The organism is Bacillus sp. GZB, from assembly GCF_001975995.1.
In the GTDB taxonomy this organism is placed as follows: domain Bacteria; phylum Bacillota; class Bacilli; order Bacillales; family Bacillaceae; genus Bacillus; species Bacillus velezensis.
The window spans coordinates 556,978-578,325 of record NZ_MTQG01000017.1 but is presented as its reverse complement, the minus strand read 5'-3'; the positions used below and the strand labels follow the sequence as shown (position 1 = coordinate 578,325).

The following is a 21,348-nucleotide window of genomic DNA, read 5'->3' as shown; positions in this document are numbered from 1 at the left end:
CAATCAGTAAGTCTTCATTTGTTTCCAAAACGTATTCGGACGGGACTTATGTGCGTTTTCATGCAGGCTTTCGGCTTTGTCCGAACGAATAGGCCGGCGTTTTAATTCCTGTCTCGGCAAAGGCTTTCTAACCGGGGTATACGCCTCTTGCTCCCAGGCTTCCACTATGACATGGGCATTCGTCCCTCCGTCAGCGAAGCTGCTGACGGCGGCAATCCGCGGTGAATCCGTCCATTCACGCAGCGCGTGCGAAAAATAAAACGGCGAGGCGGACAGATCGTAATGCGTCATCGGCTCTTTGCCCGAAAGGAAAGGCACACGCATTCGGTGCGAGAGCATAAGCACTGTTTTAATAAATCCGGCAATCCCTTCAGCGCATAACGGGTGTCCGATATTCGGCTTCATCGACCCCAATTCGCAAGGCGCGCTGTTTTGCATGCGGTACACCGCTTCAATCGCCCTCAGTTCCAAAAGGTCTGTTACTTCAGAGCCTGAACCGTTTGCTTCAATGTAGCTGATATCCTCCGCTTTTCTGCCGCTTTTGGCAAGCGCCTTGGCCATCACTTCTTTCTGCGCCTGTATATTCGGTGTGGCAGGCCCCGCGGTTCTGCCGTCATTGTTTACGGAAATACCTTTAATGACCCCATGAATCCGGTCCCCGTCTTTTACAGCCTGGGCCGCTGTTTTTAAATACACCATTCCGACGCCTTCTCCCAATACGATGCCGCCGGTGCGGCGGTCAAAAATATGAAACGCAGGCTCTTCGCTTAACAGATTGCGAAGTTCGAACATCCGGTGGGTTTGACCGGATTCCAGCAGACTGACTCCCCCGACCACCGCTGAGTCGATTTCACCGCAAGAAAGCGCCTGTATCGCCATATTCATACCGACAAGCGCTGAAGAACAGGCCGTATCCAAAACGAGACTCGGCCCCTTCAAATCAAAGAATTGAGAAAGATTGGCCGCTAAGTAATTCGGGCCGGCGGCGACTATCGGATTTTTTGCATGCTTCAGACGGTTTTCGTCAGGCATACTGCCTCCGCGTCCTCCTAAATAGACACCGGCTGACCTGCCTTTCATTTCTTGTAAAGAGTAACCGCTGTCTCTGAACAGATGAAGCGCCTCTTCTAATATAAGAAAGGACTGGATATCCATTGCCTTGATGTCTTCTTCGGGAATAAGGAAAAACTCCGGGTCAAAATGCGTTACATTTTTTAAAAGGCCCGCATAATCCGCCTTCTCCGTTTTCCAGCGCTCTTTCGGCACCCTTTGAATGGCTGACGTTCCTTCAGACAGCAGCTTCCAATAAGCTTCAATTGATTCAGCTCCCGGAAAACGGCAGGACATTCCGACAACAGCGATGTCTTGCGCCGCTCTAGCACCAGAAGGCTGAATAACAGCGGCTGCTGTTTGTTTGGGAACGTCCGGGATTACAGGCTGAACCGGTTTTGAAACGGCAGCTTTGATTTCCGGATATGCTGTTTCAAGCCATCCGGCCAGCGCAGCAACCGTAGGGTATTCATACAGCACCGCCGGGTCAAGGTCAGCTTTGATCCTCTTTCCGATCGCTCTGGACACTTGGGCAAGCATGATGGAATCGGCTCCGTAATCTTGAAACGGTGTATCAGATTCAAATCTTGACGGCTCCAGTCTTAATTCCCGGCAGCAAATGCCCGTCAGCCACTCCTCAACACTTTCTGTATCGGCCTGTTCCTGCTGCTTTGTTTCAGTAAGGCCGGATGAAAGCAGCAGACGGTCAGGCTCCCATTTTTCCGGGTGAATGACGGCCGGCATAATAACAGATCCGCAATCGCCTGCCATGATGGCATCAAACAGGCTCAGCCCTTCTCTGTCAGTGATGCTCTTTAAACCGCTTTTCAGATAGGCCCGGCTTTTTGATTCGCCCATACCCGTTTCTTTCCAGCTCGGCCATTGGATGCTCAGCACCGGAAAACCTTTTGCGGCCGCAAAATAATCCATATAGGCGTTAGCCATGGCATAATCGCTTTGCCCCGCTCCTAATTCCGGCATCACGCCGGACACTGAAGAAAACAGCGCAAAAAACCGGAGAGGCTCCTTGTGCAGCGCTTGATACAACAGGTCCAGTCCGTCTGTTTTAGGCTCAACCACGGGCATCATCTGTTCTCTGGTTTTACGGATAAAGGCCGGATGATCGAGATCTACGGCTCCCGCTGCGTGTAACACGCCTCCTATCGGCCCCATTTGATCTTTCACACGGCTGACGGCCTGCTCATATTCAGGGCCGGAAGATACAGACAGCACTTCCGTTCGGACACCTTTTTGTTCGAGCTCTCTGATTCTTCTCACTTTTTCAGAAAACGGGGAATTCCGTTTGATATGATCATCCCACTCCGCTTTCGGCGGCATGGTTTCTTTTCCTGTAAGCACGAGTTTCGTGACTCCGTATCGTTCGGCAAAATGCCGGGCGAATAAATATCCGAGTCCCCGGGTCCCTCCGGTGATCCAGAGCACATGGTCTTTCGGAAATGAAAATTCTTTTTCTGCTAAGCTGTTTGTTTCTTTTAACCGCGCGTGATAGCGCACACCGTTTCTGTAACACACTTCGATGTCTTCAGAATCGCGAAAAAACTCCTCTGCGATCTGGTTTGCCAGCTCAGGATCTTCGGCAGTCCGTTCTGCATCCATATGCCGCGAGCGGATATCCTTATACTCACTTTGGAGCATCCGGTACAATCCGGCCTTTTTTGCACCTGAGAAATTTATCGTTTCATTTGCAAAAAGTTCAAGCCCCTTTGTCACACAAAGCAGCTGAAGCTTTCGGCCGCGGTTTCTGTTGTCAATGAGAGACTGCAGATGATGAATCCAGCCGTCATCATGATTGATTTCCGTTCCGCATCCGGTCACATCAATCAGACCGCCAAACCGGGACGCGTCCCCAGATATTTCCGATGACGCAGCGTCAATGATTTCAGACTCGGGGAAATAACGGCACAGCTCAACGGCCAAATTTCCTGTCTGGTGATCGGCGGCTATTCCGATGACGCCCCGCACTTCCTTAACCGAAACACTGCTGCTTTCTGCCCAGCTTTTCTGTAAAAAGCGGGTTTCACGCAATGTTTCAGAATGTGTTTCAGCATCACGAACATTGTCCGGCGCTGCATCGACCGGCCAATACCGGTCCTTTATAAATGGATAACCGGGAAGGCTGATGCGGTGCGGCAGGCTGCCATTATAAAGCTCTGACCAATCAATCTTCAGCCCTTTTACCCAAAGTTCCAGAAGCTTCGCGAATTTTTTTCGTTTCATCCATTTACGGACGGCGTCCTGCATATCTTCATCCTTAAAAACGGCTAGAATGTCTTTATACTGTTTGCTTTTTCCGATAAAACAGCCGTCTGTCCCGCCATCAATAAAACGCTGCAGTTTTTCCGCTAACTGCTCTGTCGACGTCACGATAAACGCCGCACGTTCTTCCATCGCTTCTCTTCCGGTTTGAAGGGTGTAAGCCGCATCCCGGAGGCTGCGGTCTGTGACGTCATTTTTTCTGATCGCTTGAAGAAGCTGCTGCGCCCGCTGCTTCAAGCTGGCCTCCTGTTTGGCGGATAATAAAATGACTGCGGGATCTTCATCTGTGAATGGCTCAGAAATCTCCCTATCAGGTTCAATATATTCTTCTATCAATATGTGGGCATTTGCCCCGCCCGCGCCAAAAGAAGAGATGCCCGCGATTCTCGGAATCTCCTTTTGCGCTCCGTTTTCCTCAATGACCGGCCGTTTCCAGTCTGCCAATTCACGCTGCACCACAAACGGCGTCCGGTCGAATACAATATTCGGATTCAATTTCCGGCAATGTAATGAGGGGGCCAGCTTGCGTTTTTGAAACTGAAGCAGCAGTTTCGTTACACCGGCAATGCCTGCCGCGGCTTCCAAATGCCCGATATTGGATTTAACTGAGCTGATGGCGCAAAAGCCTTTATCTGACGTTTTCGTTTGAAATGCGCGGGTCAAACCGTCAATCTCGATCGGATCTCCGAGTTCAGTGCCCGTGCCGTGGGCTTCGATACAGCTGATCATCCGCGGATGTATTCCTGATTTATCAAGCGCGCCGGAAATCACGTCAGCCTGGGCGCTCGGACTCGGCACTGTATACCCGTTTGTTCTGCCTCCGTGATTGATATGAGTGCCGCGAATCACACCGTAAATATGGTCCTTATCAGCCATCGCTTTTGACAGCGGCTTTAACAGCACGGCCCCGACGCCTTCACCGGGAACAAATCCGTCCCCGCCTTCACCGAAACTTTTGCACGTTCCGTCTTTTGAAAGCATTCGATAGGCGCTGAGCTCCGCATAAGCCGAAGGATGCGTATACACATTCACACCGCCGGCAATCGCCATGTCGCATTCGCCGCGAAGGATGTTTTCACACGCTTCATGGATTGCAGTCAGCGAAGATGAGCACATCGTGTCGACCGGCATGCTCGGCCCTTTCAGATTAAGAAAATAGGAAACTCTGTTGGCCGCTGAACTGAACGACGTTTTCGGCTGCAGGGTGCCGCCGTTTTTCCAGTACATTCCGTACCCGTTTTTCGTAATGCCCGCAAAAACGCCGACCCGGCCGTTATACAGATTCTCAAGCTGTTCCTTCGTATAACCGGCATCCTCCAGCACCTGCCAGCACATTTCAATAAAGAGACGCTCCTGCGGGTCCATATTCAAAGCATCACGGGGTGAAATTTGAAAAAACAGCGGATCAAAGAAAGCGGCATCTTTCAGAAACCCGCCCCGCTTACTGTAACTTTTCCCTTCTTTCACGGCCGTTTCGGGATCAGGATTGTAGTATTTGTCCTTTTCCCAGCGCTCTTCGGGAATTTCCGTCACACAGTCTTTTCCGGCAGCTAAGTTATCCCAGTACGCTTCAAGTGTTTCAGCTTGCGGATAACGTCCGCTGACTCCAATAATCGCAATCCCTTCTTTTGTCTGGTTCTCATTGGATAAAGAAGGCCGTTTCTTTCGCTTGATAAACGACGGAAGCACCGGAAAATCTTCATTTGCCAAAACCTGTTCTGATATGCCTGAACGGTGGTCATCATCATTTGTCCACTTTCGGCATTCTTTTGGGTAATCCGTGACGAAGTGAGCTGCCAGGGAGCCCAGTGTCTTATATTCGTAAAAAACCGTTTTGGAAAGGTCACCGAAAAGCAGAGACAATTCGCGGTTCAATTTCGTCACAGTGACTGAGTCGATTCCGTAGGTTTCCAGCGGCTCTTCAGTGTCTATGTTGGAAACAGCAATTTTTGTAGTCAGGCCAAAAAGCGTTTTGAGCTGAAGAAGCGTTTGTTCATACAAACGTTCACTGCGGTGTTCGGCTTTGGTTTTTCCGGGAGCGCCCGTCTTGATGACAGGCTGCAGCTTCAACCCCGACAGGGAAGCCCATATTTTTCCTTCTCCGTCACATAAATCAATATAAAAGCTCCCCGCCTTCTCTTGTATCTCGGCCCATACCTTGTCAGGACAAGGTTCATAAAACAAAAGCTCGTCCAATGAAACCGGGGCGAGCGTTTTATATTCTTTGCCGCCAAGCAGCGCGCATGCCTCTGTCACACTTTGCATCACACAGGGAGGGAGGCCGAATCGGGCGGATTCTTTTTGGTCTGTCAATGGAATTGATATGTCTGCCAGCATCCGTCCTGCTGAGGCGTAAATACGCTCAATTCCTTTCATGTGCTCACTGTATTGAACGGTATCGTTCTGAGTGATGGCTTCAATTTGCTGCTGATCCATCAGGAAGCCGCTGTTTTCCTTCAAGCGGCTGATATCCAGCATACCAGGCGCAGCATCAACTGGCTGAATCGTCCCTTGGCTGTACACATCATGATGACTGAAATCGGCAGAAAATGGATTATAAATCTCAAACCTTTTGGCTTCACCCTCTGCGGGTATCAGCCTGATTTCGATATGGAACGGTTCAGCCTCAGTCAGAATGGGCTTTGACCACACGATATGTGTCAGCCGGACAGCCTCAGTCTCCTTTACTGTCAAAGCAGCCGCAGCTCTCGCCATTTCCAAAAGAAGTTCTCCGGGCATAAGCTTTTTACGCTGTAAAGAAACATCAGCGAGAAAAAATTCCCGGCCGCTGAAAGCTGCCGAGAATCCCAGTCCCGTTTCATCGGAAATATGCTGCTGAGCAAGCGGATGAAGGGAATCCGCTTGGCGAAGTCCCATCCGCATATCATAATCGCGCAAAATGCCGATCGCATCCTGTTTTGTCATTTTTTTATTTTTGACGTCAGAAAAAACCCGGTGCAGAAACTCTTTCATATGGTTTCCTCCATTACGCTAATCCCTGTAAAAACCGATCGTTCTTTTTACAGCGGCTTCTATGCTTATTTCGTTTCTCTCCAATTCATCAAGCAGGTGTTCATAAGTCTCAAGCGGGGACATATCAGTCTCATAAGTCTCCCGGTGCCTTATATGCTGCGCTCTGTGCGGTATCCAGCAATGTGTTTTCGCAAAAGGATAGACGGGCAGGCTGACTTTTTTTGGCCTTTCGTCCGGATATAATTTATTCCAGTCGACATGCAAGCCTTGCACCCATAATTTTGCAAGCATTGCATACTTTCCTGCTTCAATCCATTGATCTATGGTCCCGCTCATTTCTGCGTTGTCCGTCATCTCTGTAAACAGCTGTTTCATCGCTTTGTTCCGGCCTGTAAAGAAATTCTGCCCCGTCTCCTTGCCGCTGAGGAAATCATTCAGCGCGTTCGTAAGCTCTTCTTTTGTTTCAGCAATGACGGCAAGGCGCTCTTCCATTTCATCCCGGCCAAGCTGAAGCGTATAAGCGATACCTTCAAAAGTTCCGTCAGCTGATTGTGACTTTTCCAAATATCTGCGCAGCTGTTCCGCACGTTCCTTCAGCTGTTCCGCCGTCTTTGCCGAGAGAATGAATAAGGACGGCTGAAGTTCACCGACAGTCCATTGTTTCTCTTCAACAGGAGAAACATATTCTTCGAGCACGACATGAGCGTTGACACCGCCAAATCCGAACGAGCTGACACCCCCTCTCCGCGGCAGTTCATTTCCGCTATCATCAGTCGCCGCTTTCCACGGCTGAGTGTCGCGGACGAAATAAAACGGGCTGCCGTCGAGGCTGATATACGGATTAACGGTTTCACAATGCAGACTTTTAACGAGCGTTTTGTGCTGCATCTGCAAAATAATTTTTAAAAGCCCGGCCATGCCGGCGGCAAGCTCTGTGTGGCCGATATTCGTTTTGACGGAACCGAGGCCGCAATGAGGCTGATCGGGTGCCGTTACTCCGGCTTTCTGATAAAGCGCTGCAAAAGCCGCTTTGAGTCCGTTGATTTCTATCGGATCTCCGAGCGCCGTTCCCGTGCCGTGGGCTTCAATATAACTCACTGTACGGGGGTCGATGTTCGCTTGCTGATACGCTTTTATCATGACTTCTGTCTGTGCTTTCGGATTTGGCGATGTAAGGGAAGCCGCCCTTCCGCCATGATTTTCCGCCGTTCCGCGAATAACGGCATAAATACGGTCGCCGTCACGTTCCGCAGCGGATAATGTTTTCAAAACAATCATACCGGCACCTTCAGCTCTGACATACCCGTCCGCTTGATCGGAAAATGTTTTGCAGCGCCCGTCTTCACTGAGCATTCCCGCTTTATTAAAGCTAATATGCATATCCGGCGACACAATAGCATTGACGCCTCCTGCAATCGCGATGCCGCAGTCTCCGGCCTGAATTGCCCTGACCGCACGGTGAACAGCGACCAATGAGCTTGAACAGGCGGTTTCAATCGGTTCGCTCGGCCCATGTATATTCAGAAAATAGCTCATGCGGTTCGGACCGATTGACGGAACCGTTCCGGCGGCGGAAGAACCCTCAATCTCTATATGGAACTTTGAAGCTTCCTGAGCGTAACCGCTGTTTGTAGTGCCTGCAAAGATGCCTGTATTTGTACCTGACAGGCTTTTGGCAGAGCAGCCGGCATCTTCAATCGCTTTCCATACATGCATCATTAAAAGTCTTTGCTGAGGATCCATCATTTCGGCTTCATGCGGAGAAATACCGAAAAATAAAGGATCAAATTGAGCGGTTTCATCAATGAAGCCGCCCCACTTTACATTGCTCGCATTTTTATCTTTCTGCGGATTTCCGTAATACTGTCTCCAGTCCCAACGCTCCGGCGGTATTTCAGAAATGCAGTCCTTTTCTCCGGCTAAATTCTCCCAAAACATTTCCGGATTTTCAGCCATTGGAAATGCACAGCTGATTCCGATTATCGCCACGGGCTCAGGTGCAGCTGCGGCTTTTGTTTTAGGAAGGCGGGACTGAATCGAGAATGGCTCCGTCTTCATTTTTTTACGCACAACCGGTTTCTCCGTTTCTGTTTCTGCCTGTGAGCCGAATGTATCCGGATGTTCCGTCAGCAAGTATTGGGCAAAACTAAAGACTGTCGGGTATTCAAAAAACACGGCCGGTGTCAGTTCAAGCCCATACGTTTTATTTAGTTCATTTGCAAACTGCGTGAATGAAACCGAATCAAAGCCATAATCTCTCATCTCTGATTCAGCATCTATCTCGTCTTCTTTCACCTTCAGAATGCCTGATATCATATGTTTGAGTTCCGCTTGTACTTTATTCGGCATATGGACGGGCGTCTTCCTTGACACATGAATGCTACGGGATGGTTCCGGCGCTTCAGGCATCAGGTTTTTTCGAATCCGTTTTTCGTCGCCTTCTGCCACCATGACCTGGTGTTCTCCGGAGGCAAAAGCGGCGTAAAGCGCCTGGATGCCTGAAGCCGAGCGCATGGCTTTCATTCCGGTCTGTTCATACATCAGCCGTTCGGTCTCTTTGTCCACACGCATACCGCCCTCTTCCCAAAGCGGCCAGTTGACGGACAGGGTCTGCCCGCTCCGCTCGTTGTCCCGCACGAGACGGTTCCGGCGGGCTGCATATACGTCCATAAATGCGTTGGCTGCCGCATAACCGGCCTGCCCCGGATTTCCCATGCCTCCCGCCAAGGAAGAAAACAGAATGAAAAAGTCCAGCCGCATATCTTTCGCTGCTTCATCAAGATTGATAAGCCCTTTCACTTTCGGCGCCATGACGGCCTTCCGTTCGTTTTCTGTCTGGTTCAGAATGTAGTTGTCAGCGATCACGCCTGCGCCGTGAATGATCCCGTCGAGTGTTCCGTGCTCCTCCTGTATGCCGCGGACGAGGGCGCTGACCGCCGCCCTGTCTGTCACGTCAACCGATTGATACAATACACGGGCGCCTGACGCTTCCAAGCGCCGTAAGCGGGCGGAGCGCTCTTCATCAAGCACTTCTGCCCTCCCCGTTAATACGAGGACGGCGTTTTTGACGCGGGAGGCTATTTCTTCAGCGAAAATCAGGCCGATGCCGCCCGCTCCCCCGGTGAGGAGGTAGACCCCTTCGTCTTTCCACGGAACGGCGCCGCTTTGAGAGGCCGGCAGATGACGCCAGTTTCTGACGAGACGTTTGCCGTCTTCATAACGGATTTCCGCTTGTTCAGGATGCGCCCGATTTTCTTTCAGCTTGGCAAGAAGCGATGATGCTGACTCGTCCGGATCGGCTTGGATGACTTGGCCGTACAGCTTCGGATGTTCAAGGTGAGCCGTTTTCAGAAAAGCGGCCAGCCCCGCCAATACATTGTCTTCCCCCCTATCGGGGACAAGAAGCTGGATCAGCGTTTTTTTCTTCTGTTTTTCTTTGATAAGACGCGTGACGATCGCTGACAGCTCCGCCGCGCAGGCGTCATAACGGTCTTCAATCGGACCTTTGCCGTCAGCCGCACATACGGCGCCGCTTATGTCCTCAGCGTTCATTCCGCCATACAGCGTCACGTATCTGAAAGACTCTTCTTGTCCGCCGCCTTCACCCGGCGGTGATTCCTGCCACTTTGGCTGAAGCAAGAGCGGTTTTCCCTCCGTTTCCTCTTCCAGAAAACGGGCGGTGAGCCCCGTCAATCGGACACATACCGCACCGTTTTCATCACACAGCTCAATATGATAGGCGCCGTCCGTTGAGGAAAGCACCGCCCACATCGTCTCACGGCACGCAGAAAACACCTGCATATCCCGGAGGGCAAACGGCAGAAACGGCCGTCCGGACGCGGAACCGTCTGAGAGCACGAGACCGATAGAAGCCTGAAGGGCGGCGTCCAGCATGCTCGGATGCAGGATGAACGGCTCCTTTTCCTCGCGGGCGGACGGCGGAAGAGTGAGCTTCGCGAGCACTTCTCCGCTTCCGGCATAGACGGCGTCAAGCGCCTGATGCGACGGTCCGTAGGTGATGCCGAGGCTGTCGAATGCTTCATAGCACTCAGCCTTTGACAAGTGACGACCGCCGCAGCGCGCCTGAACCGCTTCCACATCGAGTACAGGAGCACGTTCCGTCTCTTCGAGCACGGCCTTTCCCTGGAAAAAGACAAGCGGCTCTTCTCCTTCGGCATACGCTTTAAAAGCAATGTCTCCGTTTTCTTCCGGCTGAAGTCTTACATGAAGCGTCACTCCTTCAGAAAGCGCCGTCACCGGCCGGAGCCAAACGATCTGTTTGAGTCGGACACCCGTTTTCCCGCCCGGCAGGTCTTCAGCGGCAAGTGTAACGGCGGCCCGGGCCATTTCTAAAGCAGCCGCGCCCGGAAGCACCGGTTTTCCATTGACGATATGATCGGCAAAAAACGGTTCCTGCCCAGAAAAAACAGAAGTAAAACGCTGGGCGGTAAAGGTCGATGTATTCGTATGGAGCAGCGGGTGAAGTCTGGCTGCTTTCTTACTTTCCGCTGAGCCTGTTTTGTCAAGTGACACATCAGCTTTTGTCACCCAATATCGGTCTTTGGCAAAAGGGTAGGCCGGGAGACTGATGCGGCCCGGGTTGCTCTGATAAAGAGCTGACCAATCGACGTCAAGTCCTTTAACCCAAAGGTCAAGCAGCTTTCCGTATTTCCCTTTTTTCAGCCAGGCATTTATAGTAAGCGCCATATCTTCATCAGAAGTGAGCGAAGCCGCCAATGAATGATGTTTGGCTGTCCTGCCCCGCCAGATATGAGCATGGTCGATATTATGATCGTTTGAGAAACTCATAAGCTTCATTTTCAGTTCTTCTATCGACTCGGCCGTAAATGCAAGCCGCTCAGCCATCGGTTCTCTTCCCGTCTGAAGCGTGTAGGCGATCTTGGCTAAATCCCCATCAGAACGTTTTTTTCTTATGACATCATCCAGAAGCTGGCGGGCGCGCTCTGTCAATTGCTGCTCATTTCGCGCTGATAAAATGATAACAGCCGGTTTTTGCGGAGAAACGAGCACTTTTTCCATTGGTTTCAGGCTGTCAGACGGCACATATTCCTGAATGATGACATGTGCGTTTGAACCTCCTGCTCCAAACGAGGAAATGCCGGCAATTCTCGGATATTCCTTCATTTCACCCGTGATATTCAAGACAGGTCGTTTCCATTCCGTTTCTTTTTGCTGTACGAAAAACGGAGTGTGCTCAAACTCAATATTCGGATTCAATTCCGCCGCATGCAATGAAGGGGCAATCCTCTTATGTTTCAATTGCAGAAGCAGTTTGGTGATTCCCGCAATCCCGGCAGCGCTTTCTAAATGTCCGATATTTGATTTAATGGAACCGATGGAACAAAACTGCCGGTCTTCTGTTGTCAGGCGAAAAGCTTTCGTTAACCCGTCGATTTCAATCGGATCTCCGAGCGCAGTGCCCGTTCCGTGGGCTTCCAAGTAACTGACCGTTCTCGGGTGAATGTCTGTCCGTTTCAACGTCTCTGCGATCAGATCAAACTGCGCTTTCGGATTCGGCACCATATAAGCGTTTGTCCTGCCTGCTGCGTTCAGCATGCTTCCTTTGATAACGCCGTAAATATGATCGCCGTCTTTCTCCGCTTGAGCAAGCGGCTTTAACACAATCGCCCCTACTCCTTCACCGTCAACAAAACCGTCCGCACTGTCTCCGAAAGATTTGCATTTATCACCGGGAGACAGCATTGAAAAAGCGGACAGCCGCTCATAGTGGGCCGGATCAACGATAAGATTGACTCCGCCGGCAATCGCTGTTTCACTCATTCCGCTCCGCAGGCTTTCTGCGGCGAGATGGACAGCTGTTAAAGAAGAAGAGCATGCTGTATCCACAGCCATACTCGGCCCTTGGAAATTGAACAAAAACGATACTCTGTTTGCGATAGACCAGTCGCTGGGGACTGTCGGGTAATTGCTGTTCATCACACCCACAAAGACTCCGATTTTCCGGCTGTCACAAAGCGTGGCCGGGGTGTACCCCGCATCTTCAATGCTTGAATAAGCAGTCTGCAGAAACAACCTTTCCTGCGGATCCATCCTTTCAGCTTCCGCGGGAGATATACGGAAAAACAGCGGATCAAATTTATCGATGTCATCGAGAAAACCGCCCCATTTTGAATAAATGGACCCCCATTTTCCGCGTTCCTCGTTATAAAACGTTTTCCAGTCCCAGCGATCTTTCGGCACTTCAGTAATAGAATGCCTGCCGGCTTTTACATTTTCCCACAGCTCATCAACGTGATCGGCGCCCGGATACCGACCTGACAGACCGATGACAGCGATATCCTGGATATAGGGATCTCCGTTCGTCCTGCTGCCTTCCTCGTTTTGAGGAATTTTGTTTTGTTTTACATTCAGGTTATCTGTGTGATCAGACAGCTGCTCCTCACGCACACCCATCGCTTTCATAAATGCTCCCCGCTGAGAAAGAAGCAGGTAATCCGCAATTTCTTCTATCGTCTGATATTCAAAAAAGAGGGTGCTGGTCATTTGGTCAAACACGTTACGAAAAGCATTCGTGAGCCTGACGACCAGAATAGAATCCAAACCGTATGCGGTTAAGGAAACCGACGGATCCATTCTCCCGCTCGGAATCTTCAGCGTTTTTCCTATTAATTCCGTCAGATATGTGATGCCCCGTTCTCTTACGTTTGGAATCGGCGCGGCGCTTTCTGCGGGAGCCTGCACCCGTCCGGCGTTTTCGGGATGAGCCGGTCCATTCCCGAATTGCCGCTCGAGCGCTTCTTTACGGGAAGACAGAAAGTAATCAGCAAGCTCATCAATGGTTTGATATTCAAAAAACAAAGTGCTGCTGACAGAACCGAAGACGTCTTTTAACGCGTTGGTCAGTCTGACGACCAGTATGGAATCCAATCCGTATGCGGTTAAAGGTTCATGGGATAAAAGACGATGCGCCGGCACTTTAAGCGCTTCACCGATGACCTTCTTCATCAGTTCAACGCTTTTTTCTCTCAGGCTGAAATGCAAAGTATCATCCGAAAGACCATCTACGTCATACGGACGGCGCTCCGGCTTCTCTTCTGACGCCTGCGGGAGGGCAAGCCTGACCGTTCCGTCACTTTCAGCCGCTATAATCTGCTGGCCTAAGTCGTGTGCGGCTTCAGCCGGAAACAGAGGATGGACGAATCCTTCAAGCGAAAGCGCTTCCGCCCAGCCGGCCGGCTCAACCCCCGGACAGCCCGGAATCCGTAAATCATGATCCTCATACAGCCACCAGCCTTCAAGAAGGCCGAACGTCACATGGTTGAATATGGTGCGGCTGTTGATCTCATTTATAAACAGCTGGCCGTTTTTTTGCAGCATTGCTTTCGCATGGCGCAGCGCAGAGCGGATATTTTTTGTCGCATGAAGCACATTGGTCGCAATCACTGCGTCATACGTGCCGATGTCCGGCGCTTCTGTTGATACCGGCTGCTCAGCGTTGAATATTTTATAAGTGACATAAGGATATTCCGGACCGAATATGTCTTCTGCATGTAAAAGAAATGCTTTAGAAATATCCGTGAAACAATATTCGGCAATATGCGCTTCATACGGTTTCAATTTTCTCATGACCGCGGCGCTCGTCCCGCCCGTTCCGGCTCCGATTTCTAAAATGCGGATTTTCGCCTGCGGGTCTTTTTCCAGACGTTCCTTCAAAACTTCAATCAATGTGTCAGCAAGCTTGTCATTGAAAAAATCAGAAATGATATTATTGCGGTAAATGCCTTCCACAAGACGGAAGGAGGAGTCAGGGAACATCACTTCCGTTGCCGGAAGCTTACCGGTTAAAATGTCTGGAAGCACACGCAATGTCTCTTCTGCCAATTTGACATGCGCCCTCATGTCTTTCTGGCGCAGCCAAGTCTCTTTTTTCCGCTCCCATTCCTCCCATACCTGCCCTAAATCCGTTTTTTCCGGAGCAAGCGCTAATTCAGTCAGGAGGACAAAGCTCTCTTTCAGCCATCTGCTGTATTGTTCCGTTATGCCGGCAGCCGATTGAAATAACGGCAAAGCCTGATCAAGCCCGGCTCCCATCTCATAAAGGGTTGATACAAGCATTTTTTCAATAAGGGATTCCATCTCTCTCATGCAGCTCATGACACTTGATGCTTTTAACCGCTCAGCTTCGTCATTGTGCGTGATGTTAACCGCTAATTGTCCGAGTGCGGAAGGAATCTTTTCCGGATAAACCGTTACTTGTTCTTTCAGATCGTCTTTCATAAAAACCGGATCTGTCGTTTTAATCAGCGCCAGCTGGTCATGAGGTCCGGAAAGCAGGGTTTCCAGCGTTTTCATCGCTTCGGGCGCCTCAATAGAAGCGATTCCGTCCCGCTCCATCCGTTTCCGGTATTGTTCTGAAGCGACAACGCCGACACTTCCCCAAAAGCCCCAATTGACAACTTTTACGGCATACGGCGCTTTTTGTGAGACCCGCTTAGCAAAAGCGTCTTTAAACGTGCACCCGGCGGCATAATTGCTCTGTCCCGGCGCTTTTTGAAACGACATCATCGAAGAGAAAAACAGCAAGAAATCAAGTGGTTCCCCTTCAGCTATCCGGGCAATCTGCAAGCTGACATCGGTTTTTGCAGAAAGTGAAGCGCGGAATTGATCCTCTTCCATATTGGCAAAACTTCGGTCTGATAACACGATGGCGGAATGAATGATCCCGCGGACCTTTCCATTTTCCTTCACAATGGTGTCATACGCCCGTTTGAGAGAGTCATAATCCGCAGCATCCGCGCTGAAATATTGCGGTGCGGGACCTAAAGCTGCGAGTCTTTTCAGTTTTCTTTCAATCTGTGTATCTTTTTTCCTTCTCCCGATCCAGACAATTTTCGCCTGATAGGTCTGAATCATATATTCAGTCCATACTTCTCCTATTCCGCCTGCTCCGCCGATAATCACATAAACCCCGCCGTGCCGGTATAATGAAGGCTCATCTGTATGAGGCTGGCAGACGGCCAATTGCTGGCGGTGCCACTGACCTGCACGAAAGACCCACGGGTTTCCCTCGGGGTCCGCCGGTAAAGAGAAGACATCGGGAAGATGCCGGTATCCCCTTTGAGATTCCAAATCAAGAAGCCGGATGCTCCAATTGCTGTATTCTTTTGCGAGCGACCCCGCTAATCCGTGTATGCTTGCATGACTGGGATTGACCTCATCATGTTCATGAATCGGCTGTGCTTGAAACGTGCAGATTGTCAATGATAGTTGTGCCGTGTCAAAATTCAGAAGCAGAAGCGCTTTTATCAGCCGGAAAAGCTGCATGACCCCGTGCTCCTGTCCGTCGGCCGTATCCGCATCATAAACGGATGGAACGGGATGATCCGGCGCCGCCCATATCATGTGTTGAAAAGAACCTTGCGCTTTCAGTGTTTCAGCCATTTGTTCCGCGCTGTCCAAAGAAGTGATGTCCGGAAAACGGACATCGGAATACATCTCTTTCAAAGCCTGCTGAAAATCCAGCCCGGCCCCGATGACGATTATTTTTTCTTCACGCATGAAAGGCATGCCGGTTTCCGGAATGGTGACGGTGTTCCAAACCGGTGTCATAAGCAATTCCGTTTCACGGCTTTTCTTCGGCGTGAGGCCGGCTTTTTGGTTAAAGCCGGCGCTTTCCTGCACCTCTTTTATGATAAAATCTTTCACTGCCGCCAACAGCACGCCGCGCTCATCACAAATATGCAGATCAAATTGGTGAACGGAGGCCGCTTTTACCTCCGCATGCACAAATACGGTTTTCGCTAACGGTTCAAGCAGCAGTATTTCTCCGAAGGAAAACGGTACGATAAGCGCAGGCTCTTTTTGAAATTGCAGCACATGCGCCATTGCGGTTTGAACAGCGCCATCCATTAAGGACGGATGTAGGATGTACTGTTTAAAATCGGCTTCCAAGTGTGACGGGAGCGTTAATTTGGCCAGTGCTTTCCTTTCTGTATAAGAGAATTCGCGGATGACCTGAAAACTGTCCTTTTGCACGATTCCCGCCTCAGAGAACGAGTGATAGATGTCTTTCGGCTCCGTTCTCTGCGCAAATAACGCCGGGAGCTGAAAGACCTGGGCCTCAAAAGGCGCTCCTTTTTCTCTACAAATCACTTCTCCTTGCGAAAAGAGAGTGCCGGCCGCTCCTTTTTCCTTAATGACATAGCTTATACGCTCTTTTTCCGCTTCAAACTCTATCATGACGGATCTTGGGTCTGTCCCTGTCACAATCGGCTCCATGTACCACACATTTTGGAGAGAGACGGCCGGACGTTCTCCCCACAATGCCGCGCCGTATGCCGCCATTTCCAGATGACAGACTCCGGGGAGCACATATTTTTCGTTCACTAAATGATCTTTAAAGAAATATTCATCCTTGGAAAATATCTTTTGAAACGTCCCTTTCCGGGCGGATGAAACATTCTCATCAAGCAGCGGATGCAGCGCTTCACGCCTTTTGATAGATTGGGGCTTTTTCGTATACCGCTTTTTTTGATCGGTCAGCCAGGACGTTTCCTTTAAAAACGGATACGTAGGAAGCGGAACTTTCTGATACGGCGTCTCCGGCTTTTTGAAACCTTGAAGGCCTTTGACCCACAGCGCGGCAAATTTTTCAGGATCTGAAACGGATTGGCCTGAAACGTCCGGCCGCCCGGGTGACGCTTTTCCGAAGTAAATATGTCTGCCGTCACTGTGGCCGCTGACAAAGCCGTCCAATCGCTGTTTCAGCTCAGAAAGGGATGATGCGATTACCGCAAGCCGGAAGGAGAAAGGCTCTCTGCCTGACAATAGGGTGGCAGCGATATTTTCCAGGCTGTATCCGCCGGCAGAAGGCGAGTTTTCCAATCGGGCAAGAAAGGAGCTCAATTTCCCGGCATATTCTTTCAGCTGCTGTTCGGAATGTGCGCTTAGTACGACGGCATGCGGTTTTTGTTCAGTATTCCCGTCCGCTTGCCGTTTTGGCTGATAAGCACCTACGATCAGATGGGCATTAGAGCCTCCTGCGCCGAATGAACTGATTGCGGCGATTCTCGGTTTATCTCCTTCAGCCGGCCACGGCCGATTGTTTCGGACAACATAAAATGGCGAATCAGAAAAAGAAATCTTGCGGTTCAGTTCCTCGGCGTGCAGACTGGCGGGAAGCGTTTCATGTTTCATGCTTAAAAGCACCTTGATTAAACCGGCGATCCCTGCAGCCGCTTCCAAATGTCCGATATTGGATTTCACCGAGCCGATTCCGCAGTCATTTTTCTCATCGGCCTGTTTCTCAAATGCCATAGACAGACCGCGTATCTCAATCGGATCGCCGAGTGCCGTGCCGGTACCGTGAGCTTCAATGTAGCTGATATCCTCCGGACTTACCGCGGCTCTGTTTATAGCGGATAAAATCAGGTCCCGGTGCGCTTCCGGATTCGGCACCGTATACCCGGTCGTTTTGCCGCCGTGGTTAGTGGCGGACCCCTTAATGACACCGTAGATGTGGTCGTTGTCCGCAATCGCTTTTTTCAATGGTTTTAACAAAACGGCTCCCGCGCCTTCACCGGGCACGTAACCGTCTCCGCCTTCACCGAAACTGCGGCATTTTCCTTCAGAAGACAGAAAATGCGATTGGCTTAAAAACATGTATTTTTGAGGATGTAAGCTGAGGTTGACGCCTCCGGCAAGCGCCATTTCACAGTCGCCCGACATAATGGCCTGACAAGCCTGATGGACGGCGACAAGCGATGAAGAACACGCCGTATCAACAGCGATGCTCGGCCCATGGAGATCAAGGAAATAAGAAACCCGGTTCGGAATCCCCCAATATAAGGAGCCGGGGCCTTTATACTGATCTTTGAGGAAACCTTCTTCGTGTGCAATTAATGAATATTCATTCCAGGTCACTCCGGCGAATACACCGATTTGATCCGTCGGCCTCGCCGCCGGGTTCCCGTAACCGGCATCCTCCATCGCCTCCCAGCAGCACGTGACATACAGTTTTTGCTGAGGGTCCATTAAATCAGCTTCCCACGGGGAAACAGAAAAAAACAGCGGGTCAAATCGATCCGGACGATCAATAAAACCTCCCCATTTACTGTATGACGCGTATTCTGCCGTTTTCTCTTCCGAGTAATAAGAGCTGTCCCATCTGTCCTCAGGGATTTCGGAGACACAATCTTTATTTTCCATTAAATTGTCCCAAAAATCATGCTGGTTTTCCGCTTTCGGAAACATCCCGCTCATTCCGATAACCGCAATATCAGAACTCCTGTCCGTTCCCGGTTCGGGCACCTTTTCAGCCGCCTGTACAGGAAGCACTTCTTCCTGCCGGCTTCCCATATCAGGCTCCGTTTCTTTGAATTCAAGAACGCTTTCGGGATTTCGTTTCTGCGTACTTAAAAACTCACTCAATTTCTCAATGTTCGGATATTCAAACAGCAGCGTTTCAGAAAGGCCGGTAAATTCTTTATGCAATATGGTCATGATTTCTTCACTGATGAGAGACGTCACGCCAAGAGTAAAAAAAGCGGTTTTATCTTCTGCTTCGGTCACCTCGGCACCCAGCTTTTCCGCTATTACCGTTCTTAAAAATTCGTTAATACATTTCATGAGGATACCATCCCTTGTACAAAAGAATTTTTCTGTGCTTTAACAAGTTAATCCGCCGTCTATCGCCATTGTCTGTCCGGTCATAAAGGACGATTCAGGAGAAAGCAGGAAACGAACGAGTCCGGTCATATCGTCTGTTTCGCCTAAACGCCCCATCGGCGTCCTTCTGATAATCTGCGATTTTTGTTTTTCCGGCATATTTTTCGTCATATCGGTGTCCACAAAACCGGGCGCAAGTGAATTGACACGGATTCCTTTGGACCCGAGCTCCCTGGCCAGACTTCGCGTCAAGCCGTCAAGAGCCGCTTTGGATGCGCTGTAGACTGAAGTGCCTTTAAATCCTCTTGAACCGATAATGGAGCTTATGTTAACGATTGATCCGGAATTTTGTTTCAGCATGACCCGGGAAACGTTTCGGGTCAGCTTGATGACTGAACCGATATTCAGATTGAGGATGCGGTCAATGTCTTCATCATTGGTCAGGGGCAGCAGCTGATCAAGGTTCAAACCGGCGTTATTGACCAAGCCGTCTATTCTGGAAAACTTGCGGTATACTTGAAGAACAAACTGTTTCATGGCGGCATCATCCGCCGCATCCGCCGCTTCCCAATAAAAACGGTCACGGTACTTTTCACTCTCTCTCAATGTGTTAATAAAATCAGATTCACTGCGGCTGAAAGCGGCTACTTTGTAATTCTCATCCAAAAGCGCCTGTACAATCGCTTTTCCGAGCCCCCGGCTACCTCCGCTGACGACCGCTACTTTTCCGTTATTCATATTTGCCTCCTGTTTTACACGTTTCTTATTTTTTTAAATCGGTCATTAGACAGTTTCCGATCTGTAACAGAGATGATCTGCGGTATCTGATATGGCTGCAGCTTCTGTCTGCAATGAGCTACGGCCCGCTTTCTGAAAGATTTGATATCTTCCTCTTTTTCAAGCACGGCCTCTGCCGCAACAATCTCGCCCGTAATCGGATTTTTTCGGCCCGTTATGAGAACATCCCGGACATTCGGTATCTCCAGAAAGACGCTTTCCACCTCTGCCGGAAACACTTTCTCTCCTCCCACATTAATGATTTCACTCTTTCTTCCGAGAATTCTTATATATTCGCCGTCTGTTTCCACCTGGTCACCGGTGTCGTACCAGCCGTCTTCATCGAAAGGTGAGGGTGCGTTTAAATAGCCGAGCATCGCCGACTCAGAACGGACCCAAAGCGTGCCTCCGGTAATTTTGGTCTCTGTTCCGGCACCGCCTACTTTCATCCAAGTGGATTGGCTGTCTTTTGATTTCGTTGAGAATATACCCAGTTCAGTTAATCCGTATGTTTGTTTCAGCCGTACATCCGGAAACAGCCGGTGAATGCCGCGCAGCGTTGATTGCGGCATCGGTTCTGTGCCGTAAGTGATCAGCCGGAGTGAAGAGAGGTTATAGCCGGCACCCGCCTTGGACATCAGCAGCATGTTTAAAAAGGTCGGGGTGGCGGGGAGCACTTGGACAGCATGTTTGTCGACCGCCTGATAAACGGACTCCGGCGTTCTGCTGACTGATGTGACGATCGTTCCCCCGTTAAACAGAATCGCAAACAGCGTATTAATGCCGCCGATATGATCTAATTTCAGAAAAATGAGCGTACGCAGCGGTTTTCTCTTCGCCGTTTTGTATTTTTCAAGCAGCCGGCCGGCGCTTAACACGGATGCTTTGCTTTTGCCGGAGGTTCCCGATGTGAAAATAATAATGCCTGATTCCCCTCTCTCGCGCAGGTCATCAAGCAGAGGGTGAGAGGCGCTTTCAGAACCTTCACGAAGCGTCCAGCTGTCATTTTCATTTATTTCAATGATTTGATTCACTTTCGCGTCTTCAAACATATCGAGGTGCTTTTCCCTTGATTCATTGCTGAGAGGGACAACGATATTTCGGTTTAACAAAAGCGCCATCAGCAAAAAAATGGCGTTCGGGGAATAATCCCCGATAAGCGCCACACATTCTCCTTCACGTATTCCGTTTTGTTTAAGTTCTTTCTGAAAAAAGCTGATTCGTGTCAGCAAATCATCATACGTAAAAGTCTGCCCTTTAAAAATGAGAAACTCACTGTCTTGCGTTTCCCTAAGCTTATCAGTCACCCAGCTGATATCTCCCCTGCTTTCTGTTTTCATGATTGAGCACTGTCCATATATTTTTGATAAATATCACAAATGCTGCCGACGGTTGTAATGCTGGAAATTGTTTCTCCTTGGGAAAAAGGATCTACTCCGGTTTCCATCTCCATCTGTGCGACTAATTGAGCGATATCCAGTGATGAGAAGCCCAGATCCTCTATGACTCTCACTTCATCTCCCGCTTCGACGGCCCGATATGACTGCTGTTCTTGAATGTCCTGAATGATTTGAGCGATGATCTGCTTCATTTCCTTGGTTTGTTCCATTTGCTTTCAGCTCC

The 21,348-nt window shown here is 50.0% G+C and carries 5 protein-coding genes; all 5 read right to left on the bottom strand.

All coding sequences use genetic code 11. From position 1 onward, the window contains the following. Positions 1–3 precede the first annotated feature (3 nt). From BXO87_RS13930 to BXO87_RS13910, 5 genes are read right to left on the bottom strand one after another with little or no spacing between them, the layout of a single operon-like run. Positions 4–6,300 carry a type I polyketide synthase gene (locus BXO87_RS13930; RefSeq protein ID WP_038459078.1) on the bottom strand — a complete coding sequence of 2,099 codons (6,297 nt, stop codon included), beginning with the start codon at positions 6,298–6,300 and terminating at the stop codon, positions 4–6. 18 nt (positions 6,301–6,318) lie between these two features. Further along, positions 6,319–18,909, bottom strand: coding sequence for a type I polyketide synthase (locus BXO87_RS13925; RefSeq protein ID WP_076851365.1), 12,591 nt, complete (start codon positions 18,907–18,909; stop codon positions 6,319–6,321). Positions 18,910–18,948: 39 nt separating this feature from the next. Beyond that, positions 18,949–19,686, bottom strand: a complete 738-nt coding sequence (locus tag BXO87_RS13920) for an SDR family oxidoreductase (RefSeq protein WP_003153268.1) — start codon at positions 19,684–19,686, stop codon at positions 18,949–18,951. Positions 19,687–19,700: 14 nt separating this feature from the next. Further along, on the bottom strand, positions 19,701–21,065 hold the full coding sequence (locus BXO87_RS13915) for a long-chain fatty acid--CoA ligase (RefSeq protein ID WP_076851364.1): 1,365 nt from the start codon (positions 21,063–21,065) through the stop codon (positions 19,701–19,703). Further along, the gene (locus BXO87_RS13910) at positions 21,062–21,334 is read right to left on the bottom strand and encodes an acyl carrier protein (RefSeq protein WP_038459087.1); all 273 of its coding nucleotides are present in this window, start codon (positions 21,332–21,334) and stop codon (positions 21,062–21,064) included. The genes BXO87_RS13915 and BXO87_RS13910 overlap by 4 nt, the downstream gene beginning before the upstream one ends. Positions 21,335–21,348 lie beyond the last annotated feature (14 nt).